22 protein-coding genes are annotated in these 24,088 nt (G+C 63.0%); 7 read left to right on the forward strand and 15 right to left on the reverse strand.

Annotated elements, in window-relative coordinates:
- Positions 1-24 precede the first annotated feature (24 nt).
- Positions 25-222: a hypothetical protein gene (locus V1290_RS06130; protein ID WP_334363526.1), complete on the forward strand. Its 198-nt coding sequence runs from the start codon at positions 25-27 to the stop codon at positions 220-222.
- A 92-nt stretch (positions 223-314) separates the two neighbouring features.
- Here V1290_RS06130 and V1290_RS06135 read toward each other — a convergent pair whose 3' ends face one another.
- The 4 genes from V1290_RS06135 to V1290_RS06150 all read right to left on the reverse strand — a co-directional run bounded on the left by V1290_RS06135 (position 315) and on the right by V1290_RS06150 (position 5,547).
- On the reverse strand, positions 315-1,076 hold the full coding sequence (locus V1290_RS06135) for a Crp/Fnr family transcriptional regulator (RefSeq protein ID WP_334410925.1): 762 nt from the start codon (positions 1,074-1,076) through the stop codon (positions 315-317).
- Positions 1,077-1,686: 610 nt separating this feature from the next.
- Complete coding sequence (locus V1290_RS06140) at positions 1,687-2,844, reverse strand: DUF2778 domain-containing protein (RefSeq protein ID WP_334363528.1); 1,158 nt, start codon at positions 2,842-2,844, stop codon at positions 1,687-1,689.
- Positions 2,845-3,109: 265 nt separating this feature from the next.
- Complete coding sequence (locus V1290_RS06145; protein WP_334363529.1) at positions 3,110-4,306, reverse strand: RtcB family protein; 1,197 nt, start codon at positions 4,304-4,306, stop codon at positions 3,110-3,112.
- A 545-nt stretch (positions 4,307-4,851) separates the two neighbouring features.
- Entirely contained in the window at positions 4,852-5,547 is a 696-nt protein-coding gene (locus V1290_RS06150; RefSeq protein ID WP_334363530.1) for a DUF899 family protein, read from the reverse strand.
- 286 nt (positions 5,548-5,833) lie between these two features.
- On the opposite strand from V1290_RS06150, the gene V1290_RS06155 reads away from it, so the two are divergent.
- Together V1290_RS06155 and V1290_RS06160 are read left to right on the forward strand one after the other, a co-directional pair.
- Entirely contained in the window at positions 5,834-6,355 is a 522-nt protein-coding gene (locus V1290_RS06155; protein ID WP_334363531.1) for a FecR domain-containing protein, read from the forward strand.
- An 11-nt stretch (positions 6,356-6,366) separates the two neighbouring features.
- Positions 6,367-8,262 (forward strand): CHASE2 domain-containing protein, encoded by a 1,896-nt coding sequence (locus tag V1290_RS06160; protein ID WP_334363532.1) that lies wholly within the window; start codon positions 6,367-6,369, stop codon positions 8,260-8,262.
- 14 nt (positions 8,263-8,276) lie between these two features.
- Here the strand turns inward: V1290_RS06160 and V1290_RS06165 are convergent, their stop codons facing one another.
- The 3 genes from V1290_RS06165 to V1290_RS06175 form a co-directional block, all read right to left on the reverse strand.
- Positions 8,277-9,776, reverse strand: a complete 1,500-nt coding sequence (locus V1290_RS06165) for a glycosyltransferase family 39 protein (RefSeq protein WP_334363533.1) — start codon at positions 9,774-9,776, stop codon at positions 8,277-8,279.
- 7 nt (positions 9,777-9,783) lie between these two features.
- Positions 9,784-10,914, reverse strand: coding sequence for a glycosyltransferase family 2 protein (locus V1290_RS06170; protein WP_334363534.1), 1,131 nt, complete (start codon positions 10,912-10,914; stop codon positions 9,784-9,786).
- Between the two features lie 244 nt (positions 10,915-11,158).
- The gene (locus V1290_RS06175) at positions 11,159-11,356 is read right to left on the reverse strand and encodes a hypothetical protein (protein ID WP_334363535.1); all 198 of its coding nucleotides are present in this window, start codon (positions 11,354-11,356) and stop codon (positions 11,159-11,161) included.
- Positions 11,357-11,572: 216 nt separating this feature from the next.
- On the opposite strand from V1290_RS06175, the gene V1290_RS06180 reads away from it, so the two are divergent.
- Positions 11,573-12,196, forward strand: a complete 624-nt coding sequence (locus tag V1290_RS06180) for a phasin family protein (protein ID WP_334363536.1) — start codon at positions 11,573-11,575, stop codon at positions 12,194-12,196.
- Between the two features lie 204 nt (positions 12,197-12,400).
- The gene (locus tag V1290_RS06185; RefSeq protein ID WP_334363537.1) at positions 12,401-13,225 is read left to right on the forward strand and encodes a DUF72 domain-containing protein; all 825 of its coding nucleotides are present in this window, start codon (positions 12,401-12,403) and stop codon (positions 13,223-13,225) included.
- Positions 13,226-13,233: 8 nt separating this feature from the next.
- On the opposite strand, the gene V1290_RS06190 is transcribed toward V1290_RS06185, so the two are convergent.
- A complete protein-coding gene (locus tag V1290_RS06190) occupies positions 13,234-14,199 on the reverse strand; it encodes a Bug family tripartite tricarboxylate transporter substrate binding protein (protein WP_334363538.1) in 966 nt (321 codons plus the stop codon).
- Positions 14,200-14,343: 144 nt separating this feature from the next.
- Here V1290_RS06190 and V1290_RS06195 point away from each other — a divergent pair, with 144 nt between their 5' ends.
- Positions 14,344-14,808: a DUF488 domain-containing protein gene (locus V1290_RS06195; protein ID WP_057843701.1), complete on the forward strand. Its 465-nt coding sequence runs from the start codon at positions 14,344-14,346 to the stop codon at positions 14,806-14,808.
- A gap of 180 nt (positions 14,809-14,988) precedes the next feature.
- On the opposite strand, the gene V1290_RS06200 is transcribed toward V1290_RS06195, so the two are convergent.
- The 6 genes from V1290_RS06200 to V1290_RS06225 are packed head-to-tail and all read right to left on the reverse strand — an operon-like array spanning position 14,989 to position 20,852.
- On the reverse strand, positions 14,989-15,903 hold the full coding sequence (locus tag V1290_RS06200; protein ID WP_334363539.1) for a PhzF family phenazine biosynthesis protein: 915 nt from the start codon (positions 15,901-15,903) through the stop codon (positions 14,989-14,991).
- A gap of 11 nt (positions 15,904-15,914) precedes the next feature.
- A complete protein-coding gene (locus V1290_RS06205) occupies positions 15,915-17,252 on the reverse strand; it encodes an adenylate/guanylate cyclase domain-containing protein (RefSeq protein WP_334363541.1) in 1,338 nt (445 codons plus the stop codon).
- A 6-nt stretch (positions 17,253-17,258) separates the two neighbouring features.
- Entirely contained in the window at positions 17,259-18,425 is a 1,167-nt protein-coding gene (locus tag V1290_RS06210; RefSeq protein WP_334363543.1) for an ABC transporter permease, read from the reverse strand.
- Entirely contained in the window at positions 18,422-19,366 is a 945-nt protein-coding gene (locus tag V1290_RS06215; protein ID WP_334363544.1) for an ABC transporter ATP-binding protein, read from the reverse strand. Before V1290_RS06215 ends, V1290_RS06210 begins: the two co-directional genes overlap by 4 nt.
- A complete protein-coding gene (locus tag V1290_RS06220) occupies positions 19,363-20,148 on the reverse strand; it encodes an HlyD family secretion protein (protein WP_334363545.1) in 786 nt (261 codons plus the stop codon). The genes V1290_RS06215 and V1290_RS06220 overlap by 4 nt, the downstream gene beginning before the upstream one ends.
- The gene (locus V1290_RS06225) at positions 20,145-20,852 is read right to left on the reverse strand and encodes a TetR/AcrR family transcriptional regulator (protein ID WP_334363547.1); all 708 of its coding nucleotides are present in this window, start codon (positions 20,850-20,852) and stop codon (positions 20,145-20,147) included. Before V1290_RS06225 ends, V1290_RS06220 begins: the two co-directional genes overlap by 4 nt.
- A 618-nt stretch (positions 20,853-21,470) precedes the next feature.
- Between V1290_RS06225 and V1290_RS06230 the strand changes: the two genes are divergently transcribed.
- On the forward strand, positions 21,471-22,766 hold the full coding sequence (locus V1290_RS06230; protein WP_334363548.1) for a Spy/CpxP family protein refolding chaperone: 1,296 nt from the start codon (positions 21,471-21,473) through the stop codon (positions 22,764-22,766).
- 60 nt (positions 22,767-22,826) lie between these two features.
- On the opposite strand, the gene V1290_RS06235 is transcribed toward V1290_RS06230, so the two are convergent.
- Positions 22,827-23,915 (reverse strand): TRAP transporter substrate-binding protein, encoded by a 1,089-nt coding sequence (locus V1290_RS06235; RefSeq protein ID WP_334363549.1) that lies wholly within the window; start codon positions 23,913-23,915, stop codon positions 22,827-22,829.
- Positions 23,916-24,088 lie beyond the last annotated feature (173 nt).

Genomic DNA, 24,088 nt, shown 5'->3' on the forward strand with positions numbered 1-24,088 from the left:
TGATGATCGCGATGGAGGGGCGCCATGCCGCGCATGCAAATCTCAACCGACACATCTACCTGGCTGCTGCAGGCAAAGGAATTTCTTGACGAGGCACGACGGCTGAAGCCGGGCCCTGAGCGCGATGAGCTGCGCCAGACAGCGAAGGTGCTGCGCGAGATTGCGAAGCTCGAGGCGACATCCGAGTCAGCGCTCGAACGTGATCGGCGGCAGAGAACCTGATCTGGCGGAGAAAATCCGCCCTTCGATGTGCGTTCCGGAATGCCGCAGCAGCAAGTCGCGACGCGGAAGGTCGAGCGGTCGCGGAAACGCGCTCAGATGGCTTCGCGCGATTTAATTCCCGGAATCCGCCGATCGTCGGGCAGAACCGCCGCGCGAGATCGGGCCGAATGGAGCGCGAACATCTCCTCGACTCCGAGATGCATGACGTTGTGGCATTCGCACGCGACCGTCGCGAGCCGCGCCGGATCGATCTCGATCAGGCCTCGTCGATCGGACTTGATCGCTCCGCACGCGCGCAACTTGCGCATCAGGAGCGTCACAGTCGTGCGTCGCACACCGACTATTTGTGATAGCGCCTGCTGGGTGAGCGGGAGCACATCATGGTCGACGCGGTCGCGAAGCTGGAGCAACCAGCGAGCCATGCGCGCCTCGACCGGGTGAAGCGCATTGCAGGCTGAACCGAGTTGAAGCTGCATCAGCATAGCCCTGACGTGAATCTGGACCGCGTGCCGGATCGCGGGGCTCCGGTTGAACGCGGCGTGAAATCGCGATGCGGGGATCCGAAAGGCGGTGCCCGCCGCACGAACGATCGCCGTCATATCTGAAGGTGACGGCCCGAGCACCGAAAGCATGCCTACTGCCCCCTCACGCCCGACTGCGGCGGAGGCGACCGTGTGTCCGTCCGCCATGTCGATCATCAGCGAGATGGCGCCGCTATGAGGGAAGTAGACGTACTCGATTGCGTCACCCGCTCGCGAAAGGACCGCGTCCTGATTGAGCGCGATCGTCTCAAGCTCGGGCTCCAGCAGATCGAAGTCCGATGCCGGCAATGCTGCAAGAAGGCGATTTCCCATTCCTCGGCGAGACGTCACCGCGGGGAACCCATGGTGAGGCGTCCGCGACCATCTCCGTCTGGCGCGTCGTGGAACGGGAGCTTTAACATAAGTTTGAAAATGCCTTCCTTACGCATACTCACTCAAACGTGCTCTCAATCTCTAACAACAAATTCCAAACGCTCGGGCGCGAGGCAGGCCGCTCGCGGCATCTCAAGAAGTTAGATGCAAATGGGCTACCGGACGCAACCGTAAAATGCGCATGGGTAACACCGTAAGCTTACGGGGATAGTATGGTTCCATTCCGGCCCACGGCAAGTCGCGGTCAAAAAGACTGTTCCATTTTTGAAACTGCCGATCCGTGCGCTCAGTGAGATCAAACCTCGGGCGCAATGCGTCGCGAGATCGCGAACTCATATTCAGTGTGTCGCCCCTGCGAACGCAGGGACCCATAATCACAAATGCGAATTGGGAAATGAAGCTGGAGCCCGCGATCGCATCAACAACCACGAGCAGTGGTTATGGGTGCCCTGAGTTCGCAGGGACGACACCCGATGTTAGGCTCTTGGGTAATGACGTCAATCCGTCCTCGTCATTGCGAGTAGCAGAGCGACGACTTGTTCGCATCCGCCTATTGGACCTTCACCAGCACGGCGAGCCGGCGGATGCCCTTGTTGCGATAGGCGTCGAGGAAGGCATAGTAGTCCTTGAACGAGACGCAGCCGTTGGACTGGCCGCTCGGCCCGAGCATGTAGCTGTGCGCGAGCAGTCCGTCGCGGCCGTAGATTTTTTCCTCGCCGCCGATCGGCGTCAGCCGCAGCGCCGGCACGCCGTGAAACAGCGCCTCGCGCGGCTTCAGTTCGTAAATGTGCGGCGGCGTCACGCCCTGCATCCGCACATGCGAATATTTGGGATCGTCCATCTTCGAGCCCAGTCCCGAATGCGCCTCGAGCTGGGTACCGTCGGGCAGATAGACCTTGCGCGCGGTGATGTCATAGACGGCAGTCTGGCGATCATAGGGCGGCGAGCCGCCCATCATCGGGTTCTGGCTTCGCGTATCGATGATGCTGCCGGTGACGTTGGCGTCGGCGGATGCGAAAGCGAGCAGCGAGTTCTGCGAAGGCTGCTTGCCCCACAGTTTTTCAACCATGGTCTGCTTGTCGTTGGAAGCAATCGACATCACGGCGGCCTTGGCGCGCTGTGCCATGTCGCGAACGGTGGAGCCGGATGCCTTCGCGGTCTTGGCTTCAGTCTCTGCCGGCGCCGGCGCAGGTGCGTTCAAGGCGAGCTTGGTGGCAGGGGCAGAAATCTTCGGCTTCGCCGCTTCCACGAGCTTCGGAGCTTGAACGGCTTTCGGCGCTTCGGCCGGCGGCGAAGCTTCCGCCAGTTTCGTCGGTTCGACGGGCTTAAATTCGACCGCTCTCGAGGGCTCGCCTTGCGCGGCGGCGGCTGCGAACCTTTCGTTGAACATCAGCGAACTCGCGACGTTCTCCGGGGCGGGCATCACCAGCGACTGTTGCGGCAGCGAGGCGAAAATCTCATTGAAGGCCGGCCGCACGGCATGCACCGCGACGGTGCTCGGGTTGTTGACGGCGGGCGCCTCGAAGCCGGCGTTGTTCACGGATGGATAGATGCTGGCGCCGAGCACGTTGGTGTAGACGGTCCAGGCGCAGCCCAGCACGAGGCCTGCGACCGCGATGCCGCCGACAAAATATTGGGGAATGCCTTTGCGGGAGGATTTCCCGCGGCTGCGGGCCGCAGGACCGAACGCACGCGTACGCTTACTCATTCACACAACGCCCAGAACAACAATTCCACCAAGTCCCCTTTGATGCTGCGTCCGGAGACGTTGCCTGCAGCATCTCGCAGAGGCACAGAGCGTCATTAAGGCGACTTTTAGTTAAATCCGGCTTAAACGCGGGCGGATGTAAGGCGGGCTCAAATCCATGGAACTATTGGAGAAATTTCCCCGCAATGATGCGGGCGCTGGTCCCCATCAGGGACACCCGGCGTGACGTAAACGCCGGATGTCCCATAACGGGCCAAGTTCGGCCTCAATCCTTGAATGGATCGAACTCGTTCTCGCCCGCCATCGCCACGGCGAACGGACGCAGCGTGTGCTGCACCCTGATCGAGCCGGCGTGCTCCGCGATCACCTCCGGCAATCGGCGATAGGCCATCGGGCTTTCATCGAGGTCCGCGCCGATCAACGCCACGCCACGCGATTGCAACCATGCGTCCATCTCGGCCCGCGTGAACCGGCGCTTGGCCTCCCTGCGGCCAAACAAACGGCCCGCGCCGTGCACGGTCGAGTAGAGCGAAGCCTTCGCCTCGTCGCTGTCGACACCTTCGACGATGACAGCGTCGTCGCCCATCGATCCGCCGATGAAGCCACGCTGTCCCGGAAATGCCGGGGTCGCGCCCTTGCGAACCACCCACAAATCCTTGCCGCCATGGTTCTCCCGCCACGCGTAATTGTGGTGGTTGTGAACCATGTCGGTGATCGCGCCGCCGATGATCCGACGCACGCGCTCGACCACCCATTCGCGGCCGGCATAGGAGTAGCGCCCGGCGAGTTGCATCGCCGCGATGTAGCGCCGCCCGATCTCGCTGTCCTCGTCGATGACGGCGGGCGGCACGTTCATGCCGTCCTTACCGCCGGCGGCCTCGAGATAGCGGGTCGCGCTGGTATGGCCGAGGCCACGGCTGCCGAAATGCACGCCGATCCAGACAAAGCCCTCCTCGTCGCGCATCAGGTCGACGTAGTGGTTGCCCGATCCGACGGTGCCGAGTTGCGACACTGCCTTCTGCCGATAGGCGCCCATGTCGGATTCACGCCACGCGTCATCATCGTCGAACAGTTCATGCTCGACCCGCTCGTCGTTGGTGCGACCGACGCCGAACGAAATCACGCTGTGCACGTCCCTGATGATCGTGCCGACATTGCTTTCGATCTGGCTGAACGGCGTATCGAGGCGCACGGCCATGTTGCCGCAGCCGATGTCGAAGCCGACGCCGGAGATGCTGATCTGCTTCTCATAGGCAATCACGCCGCCGACTGGCTGCGCATAACCGAGATGGCCGTCCGCGCAAATGACGCCGGCGACGGCGTTGCCGACTGACATGCAATTGCGCATCTGCGCGATCGTTGCGTCCTCGTGCTTGCCGAAGATCTTGAGCGGGCTGTTCTGGTATTGCGCCGCCTGCGGCTTGCTGGCGATGTCAGTGGCAACAGCCTCCGCATCGCGCACGAGCTTTTCCTTGCGCGCGGCGTCGCGAAACAGGCACTAGGTCGGCATCGGCCGCTGACCGGGCCGGTCGATCTTGGCGTCGGGCTCGAGCCCCGCTTCAATGGCCAAAGCCCTCGCGCGCTCCTGGTAGGGATCGGATCGCATCTCATCCTCCTTCACAACAATACTTCAATCCGAAGGCCGTTCCGGACTCCGGTGCGTCCCGTGTCAGTCGCGACACGGGTCGGTTGGGACAGGGAGGAATTATGAGGTCTAGCTTGCCACGAATGGCACACCGCGGATCGTTCCCTGCCTCGACGGCAGGGGGACACCCGCTGCCGTTTTATGCTGGTAGTTTGCTTTGGTGGTACGATTCACCAATCGAATGCACACCAATTGCGCACGTCAAAGCACGACCGCGCCGGACGACCGGCTGGCCTGCACAACGTGACGGATTGGTGTCTATGCGAAGCATCGTCTTTCCAATGATCGGCGGAAGCGCGCGATCACATACATCAATTTCCGGGTTTGTAAATAGCGCCTACAACGTCCGCGCGTCGCGGGCGCTAGTAGCTCAGCCGCGGATACCAGTCCTTGCCACGCCCTTCGGGCGTGGTGTCGAGAATGGTCCACAGCGGATCGAAGTCGGGCGCGCCGCGGGGGTCCTGTCCGGGATCGGCGGTCGACGGTCCCATTTCAGCGGACCAGAAATGGCAGATGCTGCCGTCACGCCGGGTGAACACGGTGTAGCCGGGCGCATCGGCATCCGCCGCGCTGACATAGTCGCGCGTGTAATCGCCCGACGCATCGGAATAGATCCTGTGCCGTGTCCAGCCGCGCGCCTTCTTCGCCTCGATCAATCGCGCGATCGGCGAGCGCGCCACGAACACGAAGGCGATGCGCTGTTCGACGTCGGGCAGCTTGCCTTCCCAGGTGCTCATGAACGAGGTGCACATCGGGCACAGTTGTTCGCGCTGGGGGCCGAACATGTAGCTGTAGATCACGAGCGTCTGCTTGTCGCCGAACAGGTCCGACAAGGTGGCCTTGCCGCCCTCGCCTTCGAATTGATAGTTTTTCGTCACCGCGCCGCCCGGCGGCAACGCCCGGCGCAATTCGGCGACCCGTTCGATGTGACGGCGCAGTTCAATCTCCTCGGCCAGCAATTGCTCGCGGGCGCGGCGATATTCGGCGCTCTCGTTGGGAAAGCGCACGCTGTTTCCGCGGGCGAGGTCGGCAGCGGGTTTCAGGGCGGAACTGGACATGGCAACACCTCGGTTGTGGTCGAGTGGTTACAAGACGTTTCGCGCCTCTTCGATCCGACACCTGCGCAACGGAAATTTCGCTGTTCCTGCCGCAGTTTCGGTCCATTTTCGAGCCGTTTCTGTGCTGTTTTACCGGATCTTTTTGCCGAACCGCCGGATCGGAAGACTTCGCCGAACCTTACCCGCCGAAGGCCGACATACTATTGGCTTTGCATTGGATCGCGGCTCGATACGGTGCCGTATCATCCTACTCCTCTGTTTCGCCGCACCCCAAAAGGGAGCCGCCATGACAATGCTGGCACGCGCCGGATCGATCGCCTTCGCAGGCATGCTGCTGTTCGCCGGAGCGGCGGCGGCGCAGCCGGCAAAATCAGGCTGCACGTCCGCGTCGACGGCCCAGGGAACGCAAACACTGCAATGCCAGAACGCGATCACGATCGTGGCCGAAAGCGGCGCGAAGTTCGAACTCAGGGATCGCAACCGTGATGGCCAGGTCGATTCCGTCGAACTCAGTAACAAGGCCCTGCTGCTCGAAGTGCCGAAGAAGCCGGGCCGCGTCAGGCTCGAGGTGATGACGCCACAGGCGATTGCCGCGGTGCGCGGTACCAAATGGACGGTGGACGCCGAAGGTGCAAAGACATCGGTCTTCGTCGTCAACGGCCGTGTGCGCGTGGCGCGCCCCGCCGGCCGCGGCAGCGTCGTACTCGGCGCCGGTGATGGCGTCGATGTCGAGCCGTCGGGCGAGTTGATCATCAAGCGCTGGCCGCCTGCGCGCGTCGCGGCCCTGATGGCAAGATTAGGACAATAGAAGCCGAGCGGATGAGCCGTCGACGCCTTCATATTCTGGTTGTGTTGCTTTGCACGGGATTATGGGCAGGCGCGATATGGCTCGGCCATTCGGCCGGCCATTTGCGGTTTCTCGACCGGCTCGAGTCGGCATTGACCGACGTGCGCTCGCTGGTGCGCGGCGTGAAGGCGCCGCCGGACCTCGTCACGATCGTTGCGATCGACGACACCGTCGTCAAACTCGTCGGCACCTATCCCCTGCCGCGCGCAGAGATAGCCAAAATCGTCGAGGCGATCGCGCGGCTGGAGCCCAAAGTCATCGCGATCGACCTCCTGCTGATCGACAAGGGACCGGCCGAGGGCGATGCGGCGCTCGCGAAATCGCTCGCGGCGGGTCCGACGGTGCTTGCAGCGGCTGCGGTATTTTCGAACACCGTTCAGCCTTCCGCGGAGAACGATGGCCCACTGGCCGGCCTGCCGAAGGCCAGCCGCTTCCTGCCGCCGCTGCCGGCATTCGCCGACCGCGCGGAAGTCGGTATCGCCAATGTTGCGACAGGCCAGACCGGCACGCCGCTCTCGGTCCCGATGCTGTTCCGGACACGCGACAAGATCGAGCTGTCGTTTCCGCTCCGTGTCGCATCGATCGCGATCGACCAACCGCTGACGATCGAGCCCGACCGCCTCAGGTTCGGCGATCGGCTGATCCCAACCGCCTCCCACTATGCGCTGCCGATTTCCTATTACGGGCCACGCCAGACCATTCGCACGATCAGTGCCGCCAATCTGGTCGACGGCCAGATCGACAAGGAAGCGATTCAGGGCCGCATCGTCGTGCTCGGCGCGACAGCAACCGGCGCCGGCGACTTCTTTCCGACGCCGTTCGATTCACTGATGCCTGGGGTGGAAATCATTTCCACTGCGATTACGCATCTGGTCGCAGGAGACGGCCTCGTGCGCAACCAAGCGGTTCGTATCGCCGGCGCGATCACGGCGATCCTGCTGCCGATGTTGCTGGTCGGTTTGCTGGTGTGGCGGCGAAACCCGATCGGTCTCGTGGCGGTCAGCGCGGTCGTGCTGGCATGGGCGACCGCTAACACGATTGCTTTCGCGCACGGCATCTGGCTCGACGCCGCGACGACCATTGCGGCAGCAGCGCCGCCGCTCATGCTGTTCGGCGCGGTCCAGCTATGGTCGGGCCGGCGCAGCGCCCAGCATCTCGCCGTGCAAAACAGGCTGCTCGAACAATTCCAGACGCCGGGCCTGCAGGAATGGCTAACACGCGATCCTGACTTCCTGCTGGCGCCGGTCCGGCAGAATGCCGCAGTCGTGTTCGTCGATCTCTCTGGATTTACCTCGCTCAGCGAAACGCTCGATCCGGATGCCACGCGGGGGCTATTGAAGGAATTTCACGCGCTGGTCGACAAGGAAGTGACGCGATGCGGCGGCATGATCACGAGTTTTCTCGGCGACGGCGCCATGATCCTGTTCGGCCTGCCGAAGCCGGCTGAGGATGACGCTACGCGCGCGGCACAATGTTCGATTGCGCTCTGCGTCAAGACCGAACGCTGGATCGAAGCGTTGCCGCCGCCGATCGCCGTGCGGATCGGCTTCAAGATCGGCGCGCATTTCGGGCCGATCGTTGCCTCCCGGCTCGGCGGCCGCAACCATCAGCACATCACCGCGACCGGTGACACCGTCAACGTCGCAAGCCGGTTGATGGAAGTGGCGGCCCGCCACGATGTCCGGCTGGCGCTCAGCGACACGTTGCGCATCGCAGCCAAACGCACCGGCGCGCGGCTGAAAACCGGAAGCCTTGCCGGTCCCGTCGAAGCGCAGATTCGCGGCCGATCAGGCTCGCTCGCGGTCTGGCTGTGGCGGAGCGAACGCCCCACGCTGGACCAACGCACGCATCGCGACGCCGCCGAGTGACTGGCCCACGCGTCCTATCGCAGTTCCGGCGGCGGCGTGCGGTCAAACACGTCGCCCTTCGGGCCATGCATGAGATGAAGCGCATAGGTCTCGATCACGAGCGGGCCGCGCTTACGTTCGACTTCACCGATCTTCTCGACGCGGACGAACTTGTCCTTCAACGGAGCATCGTCTCGGAGGACCTCGCGGACGTAGAGCAACGGACCTGCGAGCTGCGCCGCATCTGGCACGGGCATGTTGACCCAGCGGAAGCGCTGGCTGTGCTGCGTCACGCAGGTGCCCTTCGGCAGGTAGAAAGCGAGCCAGCCGGTGGTGCCATAGTCAGAGGCCAGCACGCATGTGGCTCCCATTCGCGCCCGCGCCGCCTCAATCGCATCGGCCGTCTGGTGCCAGCCGATGCCGATGCTGCGCACGGTGGCATCGCGGCGATAGCCCGACAGCATGCCGGTGTCGGCCTGCACGACCAGCAGCACAAACATAAGGACGCCACTCGGCACCGCCCAACGCCGGCAGAAATCGACCAGGCGCTGCCAGCGCGGCTGCCATTGGACCAGATGCGCGGCGACGGCTGCGGCGACAGCGAATGCAGGATAGACCGGCGCAAACCAGTTGGCCTCGACGCGGGCATGCAGCGAATGCCAGACGAAATAGGCGACGATGATCCAGAACATCGCATTGACGAGTGCGCGCGCCGGCGGCGCACCGGCGCGGCTGCGGAACAGCGCGTAAAGCCCCATCGCGCCGAGGACCCACACCAGGGGCGTCGCAAACGCGATCTGCGTCGGAAGCAGCTCGGCGATGTAGACCGGGCGGAAATCCTCGATGCGCGCCCGCCCCATCTGCTTGATGAAGGACACCCAGTGGTGGTCGGCGTTCCACAGAATGACCGGCGCGAAGAGCGCTAGCGCAACGAGCCCGCCGAGATAAAGCCAGGGCGAGACCAGCCAGTGCCGCAGTTTGGGAACCGCGATCAGCCAGATCAGGATGGCAGGTCCGAAGAACAGTGCGGTGTATTTCGACAGCAGCGCGCAGCCGGCCGCTGCGCCGACCGCCAGCCACCACACGCCGCGGCCGGTCTGCAGCACCTTGGCGAGCGCAAACAGCAGGAGACTGGACGCCACCAGGAGCGGCGCGTCCGGCGTCACGATCATGGTGCCGACGGCGGCCATCAGCGTGATGTTCAAAAGGACCGCAGACGAGGCTGCCACGCGCCGGCTGCCAAACAGGATGGCGCCAGCCTGGTAGATCGCCCAGCTCATCGGCAGCGCCAGCAGGATCGAGACCAGCCGCACGCCGAATTCGGTATCGCCTGCGATCAGGGTGCCGAGCCGGATCACCACGGCGACCATCGGCGGATGATCGTAATAGCCGCCGGCCAGATGCTTCGACCACATCCAGTAATAGGCTTCGTCGAAGGTGATCGGCGTGAACGCGGCAGCGATCAGGCGTAGCGCGATCAGCGCCAGGATCGCCAGACCCGTGTTGAGGGCAACCCGCGCCTCGTTCGAGGTCATCTTCCGATTATCGCCTGCGCCAGACGAACAGACCGGACATGGCGTAATTCCAGACCACGCCCATCAGCGCGCCGGCAAGCCCCGCGAGCCACCAGATCGGTTCCTGCTCGAAGATCGAGAACGCCACCCCGACGTTGGCAAGCAGGCCGACGCCGCACACCAGATAGAACAGCAGCAGGCCGCGCAGGATCGCAAATCCCTTCAGCCGCTGGTCGCGATAGGTGAGGAAATTGTTCAGAATGAAATTGCTGGTCATCGCGACCAGCGCACCAATGGCCTGCGCCTCAGCAAACCGGGCATTGAAGATTTCGTGCGCGATGAACAGCGCCACGAGATGTACGACAAGGCCGGTGCCCCCGACCATCGCGAACAACAGGAAACGCAGTGACACCACGTCATGCGTCAGCTTGGCCAGCACCAGCCCGAGGAAATCCAACGCCACCATGGAGTCGAGTTTGCTCTCGCCATGCTGGCGCGAGCCGAAGGTATAGGGAATTTCGACGGCGCGCAGCTTGCCCTGCGCCGAGGCGACGATATCGAGCAGGATCTTGAAGCCCTGGGTCGAGAGTTGCGGCGCCAGTTGCTCGAAACGATCGCGGCGAATCATGAAGAAGCCGCTCATGGGATCGGCGATCTCGACCTTCAGCGTGCGCTTGGCGACCTCGGTCGCAAGCTGACTGGCGCCTGCCCGCTGCTTGTTGAAGCTGTCGGCGCTGCCGCCCTCGATGTAGCGGCTGCCGACCACCAGTTCCGCCTCGCCGCTCCGCAGCAGCGCGACCATCTTCGGCAGTTGTGCTTCGTCGTGCTGCAGGTCTGCGTCGATCACCGCGGCATAGGGCGCACTCGATGCCAGGATACCCTCGATGCAGGCACCCGACAGTCCGCGTCGCCCGATCCGGCGGATGCAGCGGACGCGGGAGTCCTTCCGCGCGAGCCCGCGCACCACTTCCCAGGTTCCGTCGGGGGAATTGTCGTCGACAAAGACGACTTCCCAGGCGATGCCCGCCAGCGTCGCCTCCAGCCGCCGGTACAGCACCGTCACGTTGTCGCGTTCGTTGAATGTAGGGACGACGACCGAAAGCTCAGGCAAACCGGCCTGCGACGGGGTTTCGGGGCCCGGTTTGATGGCGTCATTCATGGCCGCCAGCGTATATCCGCAGCCGCCTCACATGCCAAGGGTTCCGGAACAGCCACTCAATCGGGGAAAACGGCCTTAAAGAGGAGCCTTAAATGCCAACGACCACGAACAGAGGGCGCGCGTACATCCGGCGCAGCCAAACTATTCATGGTCGTTCCAGCGTCGGAGCCTTGAAGCTTCAACGTCGCCGTTGAATATAACATGGGAACACCGCCCGCGTTCCGCAAGGGGGGATCCGTCTCTCCTAATTCGGCACTTCCCGAATCACCGGGCCGCGCGGCGCTGGCGCAACAGGCGCCGGCTGCACCGGCGCCGGTTGCTGGATGCTGGCCGGTTTGGCGGGCTTTCCATACTGGCCGATCGGCCCGTAGGCGACAGCGACCACCATCACGATCGAGGCGACGATGGCTCCCAAAAGACCGGCGAATGACTGCGAATTCATACTCTACGTTCCCCTACGCCTGACCGGGAACTGATATCATGGAAAAAGCGCGTGGAGGAATAGTCCCTGCGTCGACCGTTGAGAAAACCGGCCATCGAGTCCACCTTTCAAAATCTGACCACGCGAGTGCCGCGCGACCGACAAGCAAGAACCGCGATTAGATCGCAAACATGGCGGAGTCTCGACCTTTGATTTGACAGGGAATAGGGGAAGCAGATGTCGAATACAGATCAGGGCAAGCCGACCGGGAAATCCGGACGGCGCAACCGGAAGGGAGAGCGGGGCAAAAAGGCCGCTCCCCAAGAGAACCCGACGGTGAGCCCAACGGCGAACCCGGCGCCGGTTGAATTGCAAAGCCCGGATCAGGATCCGCCGCTGCAGCCGGAGCCGGCTCACGCGGAAAGCCCGAAGGTCGATCAGCCGGCCGTCGACGAACCAGCCGTCGCCGCATCGCCGGAACCGCAGCCGACCGCGGCGCCCTCGCCGGCCGAGCCCGCGCCGGCTGAGGCCGCGCCAGCCGAGGCCGCATCGATCCAGTCCGCGCCCGCCGAGCCCGCTACGGAGCCTGCGCCGGTCAGCCTGCAGACCATCGCGAACGCCTATCGCGACTACACAAGGAAATCGCTCGAGGATTTCGGGTCCTTTGTCGAACAGCTCAGCGGCGTTCGCTCGCTCGACAAGGCGATGACGGTTCAAAGCGAATTTGTGAAGCGGGCTTATGAGACGTCAGTGGCCGAGTCGCAGAGGATCTGCGAACTCCACACCAAACTCGCCAAGCAATCGCTGCAGCCGTTTCAGGGCCTAGTCGGCAAGGCGCCGGAGAGACATAACAAGCCATAACAAGCCCTGGGCGCGTTGAAACTACGGCTCTTGCGTAGAGCGAAAGAGAGAGGCTCCGGTTATCCGGAGCTTCTTTTTTTGAAAAGCGCTCCACGAGACCGCGCGCTTGTATTCCGAAAGCCTTGCCGTCGCGGCGACAACTGGTCAATCGGAGCCGATTTGGCTAACATCCGTCAGCCCTCCCCCTGTCCGAAGAGTCTTCCAGTGAGCAAGCCCTCGAAGTCGACCGCAACCAGCAGCGGCAGCATCTATATCGGTATCGGCGGCTGGACCTTCGAGCCGTGGCGCGGCGTGTTCTATCCCGAGAAGCTGGCACAGGCAAAGGAGCTGTCCTACGCCGCCTCGAAGCTGACCTCTATCGAGATCAACGGCACCTATTACGGTTCGCAGAAGCCGGAGAGTTTTCGCAAATGGGCGCGTGAGGTGCCCGACGGCTTCGTGTTCTCGTTGAAGGGACCGCGCTTCGCGACCAATCGTCGTGTGCTGGCGGAGGCCGGCGACTCCATAAAGCGCTTCTACGATTCCGGCGTGATGGAGCTTGGCGACCGGCTCGGCCCGGTGCTCTGGCAATTCGCGCCGACCAAAAAATTCGACGAGGCCGATTTCGGCAAATTCCTCGAACTGTTGCCGCGCAAACTCGACGGTCGCGCGCTACGTCACGTCGTCGAGGTGCGGCACGACAGTTTCTGCATGCCGGAGTTCATCGCATTGCTGCGACAATTCGAGACGCCGGTTGTATTCGCCGAGCACGGCAAATATCCCGCCATCGCCGACATCGTCAGCGATTTCGTCTATGCGCGCCTGCAGAAGGGCAATGACGAACTGAAGACCTGCTATCCGCCGAAGCAGCTCGATGCCTGGGCGAAGCGCTTTCAGGCCTGGGCCGCCGGCGGCGAGCCCGACGACCTGCCGCGCGTCGAAAAGGCCAAGCCGAACAAGATGCCGCGCGACGTGTTCGCGTATGTGATCCACGAAGGCAAGGTGCGTGCGCCTGCGGGTGCGATGGAGCTGATCGAGCGCGTCAAATAATCAAACGCTCAGTCGAGCTTGATGCCGGCCTCGCGGATCAGTTTCGTCCAGTTTTCGTATTCGGACGCGACGAACGCATCGAGCTTGTCGTCAGGCAAATCCCACGGCTCGCCGCCGCTCTTCTCGAAGCGCTCCTTGAGTTCGGGCAGCGCGGCACGGATTTCCCGGCGCAGTTTGGCGGTGACGTCCGGCGGCGTCTTTGCCGGCGCGAAAATGCCGAGCCAGGAATCGACGTCGAGGCCGGGCACGCCAGCCTCAGACATGGTCGGCACATCAGGCGCAAGCGGGCTGCGCTTCGACGACAGCACCGCAATGCCCCGCGCCTGCCCGGACTGCACGTAGGGCAGCCCGGCGGCCATCGAATCGAAGAACAGGTCGATGCGGCCCGCGAGCAGGTCGGTGAAGGCTGGCGGAGACCCCTTGTAGGGCACTTCCAGGAATTTGACGCCCGCAGCCTTCATGAAGGCAGCCGCTACCAGTTGCTGACCGGTGCCGACGCCTGCCGTCGCGACCGAGATCGAGCCGGGATTGGCCTTTGCGGCGGCGACGATGTCCGCGAGCTTGCTGTGCGGTAAATCCTTGCGGCCGACCATGACGTAGCCGAATCTGTAGACCAGCGCGACCGGCACGAAATCCTTGCGCGGATCATAGCCGAGCTTGGAATAGAGCGCCGAATTGAATGCCATGTTGGAGAGCCCGCCGACCACCAGCGTGTAGCCGTCCGGCTCGCTCTGGCTTGCGGCCTGCGTGCCGACGACGGTGCCGGCACCGGGCTTGTTCTCGACCACGAAGGCCTGCCCCATCCGCTTCGACAGCGCATCCGCCACATGCCGCCCGACCAGATCGTAACTGCCGCCGGGCCCGATCGGGACGATGATCTTCACCGGGCGATCGGGATAGCTTGTCTGGGCGTGCGCCGTGCCGCTAACGAGAAGCGCGAGCAGCCCTGCCAGCGTCCGGCAAAATCGGTTCATCGTGTCCCCCCGTGCATGCGGCCTTCGACAGGCTCTTTGCAGGGACTATGCGACATGCCGCGCCCGGCGGCAACGCGTCATATGGAAATCATCCGCGCACGACCCTAGCTTTCCCGATGACAGATCAACGCACCGGACATCGACATGGCCCGCAAGACCAAACGCCTCTTCACCATCGGCTATGAGCAAACGCCGGCGAAGGCTGTGCTCGACGAGCTGGAAGCGTCGGGCGTCAAGCTCCTGGTGGACGTGCGCGCCGTTGCTTCCTCGCGGCGGCCGGGCTTCTCCAAAACTCAGCTCGCGGCCGGCCTCGACGAGCGCGGCATCTCCTATCTGCACCTGAAGGGGCTGGGAACGCCGAAGGAGGGCCGCGAGGCGGCGCGCAGCGGCAAGTTCGATCTCCTTCACAGGATCTATTCCAAGCACCTGAAGACCGCTCAGGCCAAGGAGGAGCTCGACGAGCTTTCGGCGCTGGTGAAGCAATCGGGACCCGTCTGCATTCTCTGCTATGAGCGCGACCATTCTCATTGTCACCGCCAATGGATTGCCGAGATCATCGAGGATCGCGACGGCGTGAAGGTGGAAAATCTGGTCGCGCCGCAGGTGTAGTCGAACCGTCATTGCGAGCGAAGCGACGCTTCTATGCTTGCTACGCAAGCTTCGCAGGGCTCAAGTCCGCCGAAGCGCTTCTGCGCGAAGGCGGAAGCAATCCACTTCTCCGCACGGGGATAGATGGATTGCTTCGTCGCTTGCGCTCCTCGCAATGACGGCGCAACCCGCAATCGCACCTTACCCTCGTCCATCCAGCCGGAACGTGCCCTCCATCATCTTCACGCAGCTGCCGCCGACGTGAATGGACGAAATCACGCCATTCTCTTTGCGGACGCGCGTCAGCAACAGGCTCGGCCGGCCCATGTCGATGCCCTGCCCGATCCGCAATTTCAGTTCGCCGTCCTTGGTGGGGTCGAGATCGGCAAGCAGCGCCGCGCAGGCGGCCGTCGCGCTGCCGGTGGCCGGGTCTTCCGACAATCCACTGGCGCCCGGATGAAACATCCGCGCCTGCAAGTCGCACGGCCTTTCACCGGCCGGCACGTCGCGCGTATAGAAATAGACGGCGTCGCTGCCGTCGCACGGGAAGGTTTTTGCGAACGCCGCAGCGTCCGGCCTGGCACGTCGCAGCGCTTCGCGGGAGGCAACTTCCACCGCGAGGAAGGCCAGGCCGACCGAGATGACCTGCGGCGGATGACGGTCGGTCTTGACGTCGCCGGCCGACAGCGAGAGGCAGGCCGCCGCTTGTTCGACACTGACATGGGACATCCGCTTGAGCGGCTGCGGCGCCGTGAATTCGGTGCTGACGACCTTGCCCTGCTCGGTCACGATATCGACCGGCACGAGGCCAGCCTTTTCCTCGAACCACAGCCGCGCCTGCGGCTTTTCTGCCAATGTCGCCAGCACAAAGGCGGTTCCGACATTGGGGTGGCCCGCGAAGGGTATTTCGCGGTTTACGGTGAAGATGCGAACCTGCGCGTCGTTCGCGTTCTCGCGCGGCGGCAGCACGAAGGTCGTCTCCGAATAGTTGAACTCGGTGGTGATCGCCTGCATCTGTTCGGTCGACAGCCCGCCGGCATCGAGCACGACAGCCAGCGGATTACCGCCGAAGGCGCGATCGGTGAAAACGTCCACAGTGATATAACGCCTCTGCATTCTTTCTCTCCCTATGCCAACCGCCACACGGCCATCGGCCGCTCATAGCCCCTGACCTCCACCTCGCCGAGCGAGACCGCATCGCGGCACGCTTCGCCGAGCGCATCGCGAACCGCTTCGGAGATCAGGAATTGCGAGTTGAAGTCCTTGTTGAGCGCTTCGGGCCGCGAGGCGAAGTTCACGGTGTCGCCGATCACGGTGTATTCCTTGCGCCGGGGCGAGCCGATATTGCCGGCGACCACCTCGCCGAGATGAATGCCGATGCCGATGCGCAGCGGCCAGCTAGTCACTTCGTTGAGCCGCTCATTGGCTTCCAGCATCTCGCGCGCCGCGGCGACCGCCCGGTGCGCCGGGTCCGGCGCTTGCAGCGGCGCTCCGAACAACGCCAGGAATCCGTCACCCAAGAACTTGTTCACGATGCCGCCGTGGCGATCGAGAATGTCGACCAGCACGGCAAAGGCGCCGTCGAGCCGGTCCACCACTTCCTGCGGCGTACGTGTGCGCGCGCCAGCGGTGAAGCTGCGGAAATCGACGAACATGACCGCGACGCGGCGGGTGTCGCTGTCGGTCTTGGTGCCCTCGGCCATCAGGCGTTCGACCACCTGTGGCGAGACGTGCTGGCCGAACAAATTGGTGATGCGGTCGCGCGCGGTCGCCGCCTTGATGCTCGCCTCGAACTGCCGCCGCAACTGGTGCCCGACCGCGCCGGCGAGCACGCCGCAGATCAGGATGATCAGGCTGCGCGCAGCGTGATAGTAGATACTGGGCTCGGCCTCTACGCCGGTCGGCGAGTGGTAGAACATCGCCATGCAAAACAATTGAACGGCGGCGACCGCGCCGGTGAAGGTGGAGAGCCAGAAGTCCAGCCGCAGCGTCGAGAGGATGATGAAGATGAAATAGGTCATCGGCACCACGAAGCCCAGCGCCGCGACCGACCCCATGCTGTTGATGTGCAGCGCCAGCGCGACCGTCGGCATCGAGGTCTCGATCAACGCGCCCAGATAGCGCCGGAATATCGGCAGGTCGCGCCCCTGACGCATGTGGCGGGCGATCGCCCCATGCACCCATAACTCGAATAGGATGAACGGCACGATGATCGAATAAAGATAATGCGGCTTGAGATTGCCGTGCCACACGCGGCTCACCGCCTCGGGCGCAACCAGGTAGACGGTCCAGAGAATGAGCGCCAAGAGCGCTGTGGTTGCGATCAGTGCCTTGATGCGCAGCAGCTCGGTCGCCATCACTTCCTGCGTCAGCGCGCGCTGGAAGTCGGCCGACACCGCCGGCTCTTGATCGCTCTTCCCCTTGCCCCAGAACTTCACTGTCTTCTCCGGAATGACGATGCGCATATAATCTCAATCGAGCGTGCGACGGAAGCGTGTCACGGCGATGGTCATCGCCACCAGCATCAGTGCAATGAGTGCAATCGTGTCGTATTGCAGGTTGGAAGGAGCCGCACCCTTCAGCATGATGGCGCGGACGATGCGGATGTAATGGGTCAGTGGCAGTCCCTCGCCGAGATACTGCGCCCAGACCGGCATGCCCGCGAACGGAAACATGAAGCCGGACAACAGAATGCTGGGCAGGAAAAACATCATCGACATCTGCATCGCCTGCAACTGGTTCTGCACGATGGTGGAGAAGGTATAGCCGATCGAGAGGTTGGTGGTGATGAACAGCGTCGTCAGCGCCGCCAGCAGCGCCACGCTGCCGAGAATCGGTACCCCAAACAGCAAGGTCCCGATGCCGACGATGAGCGAGGCCTGGATGAAGCCGACGATCACGTAGGGAATGATCTTTCCGAACATCACCTCCACCGGCCTGATCGGCATCGACAACAGGCTCTCCATGGTGCCGCGCTCGATCTCGCGCGTCACCGACAGCGCGGTGAAGATCAGCATGGTCATGGTCAAGATGGTACCGACAAGGCCCGGCACGATGTTGAGCCGCGATTCCGCGGCCGGATTGTAACGGGCATGCGCCCTGATCTCGAACGGGAGCTGCGGCGGATCGCCGATGTGGAGGTCGTGCGCGAGCGCGCTCTGCACCACTGCACCGAGCGTGCCCAGCGCGGAGCCGGCCGCGACCGGATCGGTCGCATCAGCCGCGACAAGGAGCGCCGGACGGTCGCCGCGCCGCACCGCGCGCTCGAAGCCGCGCGGGATCTCTACCCCAAACAGCACCTTGCCGGACTGCAGCAGATCGTCGAATTCGGCGACGCTGTGTACTTCGCGGGTGAAGCGGAAATATTTGGTATTCTCCAGCGCCTTCAGCACCGAGCGCGCCAGATCGCTGTCCTCCTGGATCAGCACTGCCGTCGGCAGATGGCGCGGCGTGGTGTTGATGGCATAGCCGAACAGCAATAGCTGCATGACCGGGATCATCACGATCATCGCGAACGAGACCCGGTCGCGACGGAGCTGGATGAATTCCTTGACCAGCATCGCAAAGCTGCGCCGCCAGAAGCCGAAAGCAGGCTCCGGCACGCCGCGATTTTGGCTGGCAGCATCGGTTGCACTCATTGGAAATTGTCCTTTGAGCGGTTCATGAGATCGATGAATACGTCTTCCAGCGACGGCTCGCTGTCCTCCCAGCGCCATCCCCTCTTATCGCGATAAGGCGCGATGGTTGTCTGCAACGCGGACTTGTCGCGCCCCGAGACGTGCAGGCTGGTACCGAACGGCGCCACCATGTCGATGCCGGGCTTGCCGGCAAGCTCGGCCGCAAGCCCGTTGAGGTCGTCGCCGGAAACCGTGTAGGTCGACAACGCCGATTTCGCGATCACTTCGTCCACCGTGCCGTGCGCCAAGAGGTGGCCGTAGGCGATGTAGGCGATCTCGTGACAGCGCTCGGCCTCGTCCATGTAATGGGTCGAGACCAGCACCGTCAGCCCTTCGGCGGCGAGCGCATGGATCTCGTTCCAGAAATCGCGCCGCGCCTTGGGGTCGACGCCGGCCGTCGGCTCGTCCAATAGCAGCAGTTGCGGATTGGGCAGCGTGCAGGCGCCGAGCGCCAGGCGTTGCTTCCAGCCGCCGGAAAGTTCGCCGGCAAGCTGCTCCTCGCGGCCGCTCAGGCCGATCCGCCGGATCATGTCACGTGCAGCGCCCCGCGCGTCGCGCATGCCGTAAAGCCGCGCGACGAATTCGAGATTCTCGCGGACCGAGAGATCCTGATACAGGCTGAAGCGCTGCGTCATGTAGCCGACCAGACGCTTGATCTTGTCGGCGTCGCGGCGGATATCATAGCCGAGGCAGGTGCCCTCGCCGGCATCCGGCGTCAATAGCCCGCACAGCATGCGGATGGTGGTAGTCTTGCCGGAGCCGTTCGGCCCGAGGAAGCCGTAGATCGAGCCGCGCCTCACCTGCATCGAGAGGTCATGCACGACCTCGCGGCCGCCGAACGATTTTGATAGGCCCTCGACGTTGATGGCGATGTCGGGGCCTGATGCAGGCACTGTATTCATCGCTTGTCCGCCACCGGCGTCCGGGGATTAAGGAACACGCTGATCGGCTGGCCGACACGCAAGACGTCGGGCCGGCTCGGCCGCGCCTGGATCAGGTAGACCAGCTTGTTGCGCTCATCGAGGCTGTAGATCACCGGCGGGGTGTATTCCGCCGTCGTAGCGATGAAGTAGATTTTTGCGGTGAGATCGGGCGCGCAATTGTCGCAGGTCACCCTCACCTCGTCGCCGATCGCAAGCTTCGGCAGCTCCGTCTCCGGCACGAAGAAGCGAATCTTCATGTTGCCGGGCGGCATGATCGACAGCACGGGCCGTTGCGCCTGCACCATCTCGCCTTCGCGGAAATAGATCTGCTGGATGGTGCCGGCGACCGGCGCAAAGCCGCTCCGCCGCGCGAGGCGAGTCTGCGAAGTATTGACGCGGGCTTCCGCGACGCGCAACGCCGAGGTTGCCGAATCGAGGTTGGCCTGCGTGCCGGAGCCGGTCTTGCTCAGCGACGCCGCGCGATCATAGGTCTGCTGCGCATTGGCGAGCGTCGCCTTGTTCTGATTGAGGTCGGCCTGCTGCAAATCGTCGTCGACGGTGTAGAGCTGCATGCCGGGCTTCACCTCGTCGCCCTCGCGCACGTTGAGTTTTGTCACACGGCCGCTTTCGTCGGGGCTGACAAAGATCATGTCGGCCTCGACCCAACCCTGAAAACCCGGGTCCCTGCGCTCGTTGCAGCCCGAGAGCACGGCGGCGAGCGCCAGCGCGGCCAGGATCGTTATCGTTCGCGACGAAGTCATGCCGTTCTCCGTTCGCCAAAAATCAGATCGAGATGCACCCGAAACATTTCGAGGGCATCCAGTGGCGCATGTCTGCTGAAAAGGCTCTGCCAGATCACGGCAATGAGCGCGGGCGCCACCATGATTTGCGGAAACCGCGCCAGGTTCTTGTGTTGAATCTCGCCGCGCGCGATGCCGAGTTCGATCAGCGCGCGCATGCCCGCAAGGCCTCGCGACACCACTTCGCGGTAATAGAAGTCGGCGACCTCGGGAAATCGCGGGCCTTCGGCAACGATCAGCCGCACAAGGTCGCCGCGTCGCGTGGCGGCCACCTCCTCGATGAAGGTTTTGGCAAAGCCCTCCACCATGTCGCGCACCGATGCTCCGGGCTGCGGCGGCGTCGCCCAGAGGCGGGTGACCAGCGGCACGATCGCGGTCCGGATCAATTCCTCGAACATCGATTCCTTGTCCTTGAAGTGCAGGTAGATCGTGCCCTTGGCGACGCCAGCGCGTTTGGCGATGTCGTCGAGCCGTGTCGCCGCAAAGCCGCGCGCGATGAATTCGTCCATCGCCGCCGCGATGATGGCCCCGCGCCGCTCGGCAGCGCGCTCGGCGCGGTTGGAGGCCGGCTTGGGTTTCGAGGAGGCCGGTGCCCTCGCCGCGGCCCGGCGCTCGGCCGGCTTCGGGGCGGATTTCCTGGCGCTTTTGGTGGCTTCATTTGTCATGCCCTATTTATGACTGACTGGTCAGTCATTGTCAATTTCGAACGGAGCCAAGGCTTTCACATGGACGTGACCCGGGCTGGAGATTCCTCGATCGCGCTGCCTCTTGGAGGATCTTGCGCCTAGCGGAAGGAGCGTCACATCCCATGCATGCGGGATGGGTCCTTGCGAGCGCCACAACGGGTCGTCATGCCCCGCGAATGCGGAGCATCCAGTACGCCGCGGCCTCTCGGTTCAATCATTGGCGTCTCTGGAATACTCGATCGTCCGCCGGAGCCTGTCATCGGGCGCGCATTCGCGCGACCCGTTGGCGGACAATGACAGTGAATGTGCGTCAGCGCTCTCGCGACGCATCGCATCTCTTTGCGCTTATTGCACACGAGACCGCGGGTGCAGCAAGCACCCGGCATTCCCTGCTCCCTCGTTCTCGAGGAGGGACGCCAAATTGGCAAGGCAGCGATCTACGCGACAAGGGGGCAGCCACGCGCTCAGTTCGGGTCGATCGAAGAGCCGCTGCCGTTTTTTAGCACGATGCCTTGGTTTGCATGATTGCTTACAAGGAACTTTCGGTCCTGTGCGGCGTCATAAGTGATGCGGCCAAGGCCTGGCACGGGAGGTGCCATGTCGAAGTTCAGCGTTACAGTGATCGCTGTCGTACTGGTGACCGCGCTATCGAGTGCCGCCACTGCGAAAGGGCGCGGACATTTTGGTCTCGGCCCACTGAGCAGCGTGAAATCCGCATTCGCCCGCGTGCTTGCGCCAGGGCTGCTTCTTGGCCGCCCCAAGCATCATCGCCGGGTACATGTCCGTAGGATCAAAAACGCTCCCGTCGCTTTAAAAAACGCACCGGTCGCTTTACAAAACATCCCGTCCGCGACGAACCAGCCCTCCGGCGAGGAGGGGTTGGTTGTTGGCAGGCTATTCACCGACCCTGCGGCACGAAAGCAGATTGCCGCGACTGCCGCGCTTGCTCACTGGCATGGTGACCGTGACACTACAGACGGGTGGTGGTCGCATGGCCATGGCGGATATGGCTGGGTTGGGCCGCTGTTCTGGCCGTTCGCCTACAATGATATTTATGGTTATGCCATCTTCGGCGATGGCATGGGCTTCTGGGACTACGGCTACCCCGACATTTACGCCGGAATCTTTGGGCCTTACGGCAGTGACGAACTAGCTGCTTACATGACTCCGGATTCTTCCGGCCGAAGAGAACGAAGGATCCCGCCGCTGCAGCAGCTCTGCGGTGATGCCGGCCACGAAATTGCCGGTCTCGCCATTGATCAGATTCAGCGGGCGATTCAACCGACCGAGGCGCAACGGGCCGCTCTGGATCGTCTTGCCGACACATCTAACTCGGCCGCTCAGATCATTCAGGCATCTTGCCCGATGCAGCCCGCATCAACCGCGCCAGCCCGATTGGCCCTGATGCAGCAGCGCACAGCGGCTATTCTCACTGCAGTAATATCCCTGGAGCCGCTGCTAGGGGAGCTTTATGATCTGCTGAATGATGAGCAGAAAACACGGCTCAACGCGCTCGCTGACGATCAGCTCAAGACGGCGTCCGCAAACGGGGCCATGAAAGCGTCGGCCCAAGGCTGCGAAGCGTCCCTGCCGGCCGCGTTGCAATGGCCCGCTGGCGAGATCGAGGCCACGCTACACCCGAACGAAGCCCAACGCGATGCGCTTGAACGGCTGCGGCGTGCCAGCGCCAGAGCTGTCGAGATGCTGAGCTATGAATGTCATCCGAAAGATGCGATCACCCCACGCGCTCGCCTCGCCGCGATGGATGGTCGGCTCAGTACCATGCAACAAGCCATCAATCTGGTGAGCGACGCTCTGGAAGACTTCTATGCCACACTGAGTGATGAGCAGAAGTCTCAATTCGAGCTGATCGGACCAAAACGAGCGCCGTAATCAGACGGCTTCCTGGCGCCAAACCGACCAGCAATTCCAGTTCCCGACCGATCGGCGCGCTCACCCCTTGCGCATTTTTCCGAGCAGGTAGTTGTCGTAATAGTTCTCCGCGATCTGCGTATAGAACAGCACTTCCTTCATGTACGCGTCGTGGCTCTCCTTGGTCTTCTTGAACAGCGGGCTCTTCTCGGCGATCTCGTTCAGATGGTCCTGCGTGGCCTTGTAGCAGGCTTCCAAGACCGGCTGCGGAAATGCGCGCAGCTCCGCTCCATTGGCGACAAGCCGCTTCAGCGACGCAGGATTGACGCTGTCGTATTTTTCGATCATCCACGCGCCGGCTGCTGAAGCGGCCTGGTTGAGGATCGCCTGGTATGGCTTGGGAAGCGCATTCCACTTCTCCTCGTTCACGGCCATGTGCAGCATGGCCCCGCCTTCCCACCAGCCGGGGAAATAGTAATACTTCGCCACCTTATAGAAGCCGAGCTTCTCGTCGTCATAGGGACCGACGAACTCCGCGGCATCGATCGTTCCTCGCTCGAGCGCCGGATATACGTCACCGCCCGCGATCTGCTGCGGCACGACGCCAAGCCTTGCAAGCACATGGCCGCCCATGCCTGCGATGCGGAATTTCAGGCCTTTGAGATCGTCGACCGTCTTGATCTCCTTGCGGAACCAGCCGCCCATTTGCGTACCGGAATTGCCGCACAGAATCGCGTGCGCCTTGAAAGGCTTCAGCGCCTCGTTGCAGAGATCAGCGCCGCCGCCGAACGTCCACCAGGAATGCTGATGGCGATGGTTCATGCCGAAGGGCGCGCCGGTCGCGTAAGTCAGCGCCGGCTCCTTGCCTATGTAGAAATAGAGCGGCGTCTGCGCGATCTCGACGGTCGAGGAGCTCACCGCATCAAGCGCCTGCAAGCCGGGCACGATCTCGCCGGCCGCAAAGGTTTGAATCTGAAACTTGTTGTCGGTGGCATCAGCCACGTATTTCGCGAAAGTCTGCGCCGTGCCGAAGATGGTTTCGAGCGACTTCGGAAAGCTCGAGGTCAAACGCCACTTGATCTCGGGCGCTGCTTGCGCGATCGCAGGTGCCGCAACCAGCGTCGTCGCGCCGACCACGGCGCTGCCTTTGAGGAACGTACGGCGTTTCATGATGTGCTTACTCCCTTAAGGGAAAGCCGATTGGCGTGGGGCAAAGCGCCTTCCGGGTCCGTTTGATCTCATCATAACGGACTTCGAGGCATGCGTGAAAGCACAACCTCGTCAGGCGAATTGTCGCTTGAACCGCCTCAATCGGACCAGCATTATTTGTCCCAGGGGGTGCC

Origin of the sequence: Bradyrhizobium sp. AZCC 1578 (assembly GCF_036924675.1) — a bacterium.
GTDB lineage: Bacteria > Pseudomonadota > Alphaproteobacteria > Rhizobiales > Xanthobacteraceae > Bradyrhizobium.

What these genes read in the sequence shown, in the direction of transcription:
- V1290_RS06130 (WP_334363526.1), top strand. Translation starts at nt 25, where the DNA reads ATGCCGCGCATGCAAATCTCAACCGACACATCTACCTGGCTGCTGCAG.
- V1290_RS06195 (WP_057843701.1), top strand. Translation starts at nt 14,344, where the DNA reads ATGGCCCGCAAGACCAAACGCCTCTTCACCATCGGCTATGAGCAAACG.
- V1290_RS06140 (WP_334363528.1), bottom strand. Translation starts at nt 2,844, where the DNA reads ATGAGTAAGCGTACGCGTGCGTTCGGTCCTGCGGCCCGCAGCCGCGGG.
- V1290_RS06210 (WP_334363543.1), bottom strand. Translation starts at nt 18,425, where the DNA reads ATGAGTGCAACCGATGCTGCCAGCCAAAATCGCGGCGTGCCGGAGCCT.
- V1290_RS06150 (WP_334363530.1), bottom strand. Translation starts at nt 5,547, where the DNA reads ATGTCCAGTTCCGCCCTGAAACCCGCTGCCGACCTCGCCCGCGGAAAC.
- V1290_RS06235 (WP_334363549.1), bottom strand. Translation starts at nt 23,915, where the DNA reads ATGAAACGCCGTACGTTCCTCAAAGGCAGCGCCGTGGTCGGCGCGACG.
- V1290_RS06175 (WP_334363535.1), bottom strand. Translation starts at nt 11,356, where the DNA reads ATGAATTCGCAGTCATTCGCCGGTCTTTTGGGAGCCATCGTCGCCTCG.
- V1290_RS06220 (WP_334363545.1), bottom strand. Translation starts at nt 20,148, where the DNA reads ATGACTTCGTCGCGAACGATAACGATCCTGGCCGCGCTGGCGCTCGCC.
- V1290_RS06205 (WP_334363541.1), bottom strand. Translation starts at nt 17,252, where the DNA reads ATGCGCATCGTCATTCCGGAGAAGACAGTGAAGTTCTGGGGCAAGGGG.
- V1290_RS06225 (WP_334363547.1), bottom strand. Translation starts at nt 20,852, where the DNA reads ATGACAAATGAAGCCACCAAAAGCGCCAGGAAATCCGCCCCGAAGCCG.
- V1290_RS06165 (WP_334363533.1), bottom strand. Translation starts at nt 9,776, where the DNA reads ATGACCTCGAACGAGGCGCGGGTTGCCCTCAACACGGGTCTGGCGATC.
- V1290_RS06230 (WP_334363548.1), top strand. Translation starts at nt 21,471, where the DNA reads ATGTCGAAGTTCAGCGTTACAGTGATCGCTGTCGTACTGGTGACCGCG.
- V1290_RS06155 (WP_334363531.1), top strand. Translation starts at nt 5,834, where the DNA reads ATGACAATGCTGGCACGCGCCGGATCGATCGCCTTCGCAGGCATGCTG.
- V1290_RS06170 (WP_334363534.1), bottom strand. Translation starts at nt 10,914, where the DNA reads ATGAATGACGCCATCAAACCGGGCCCCGAAACCCCGTCGCAGGCCGGT.
- V1290_RS06135 (WP_334410925.1), bottom strand. Translation starts at nt 1,076, where the DNA reads ATGGGAAATCGCCTTCTTGCAGCATTGCCGGCATCGGACTTCGATCTG.
- V1290_RS06160 (WP_334363532.1), top strand. Translation starts at nt 6,367, where the DNA reads ATGAGCCGTCGACGCCTTCATATTCTGGTTGTGTTGCTTTGCACGGGA.
- V1290_RS06190 (WP_334363538.1), bottom strand. Translation starts at nt 14,199, where the DNA reads ATGAACCGATTTTGCCGGACGCTGGCAGGGCTGCTCGCGCTTCTCGTT.
- V1290_RS06180 (WP_334363536.1), top strand. Translation starts at nt 11,573, where the DNA reads ATGTCGAATACAGATCAGGGCAAGCCGACCGGGAAATCCGGACGGCGC.
- V1290_RS06215 (WP_334363544.1), bottom strand. Translation starts at nt 19,366, where the DNA reads ATGAATACAGTGCCTGCATCAGGCCCCGACATCGCCATCAACGTCGAG.
- V1290_RS06200 (WP_334363539.1), bottom strand. Translation starts at nt 15,903, where the DNA reads ATGCAGAGGCGTTATATCACTGTGGACGTTTTCACCGATCGCGCCTTC.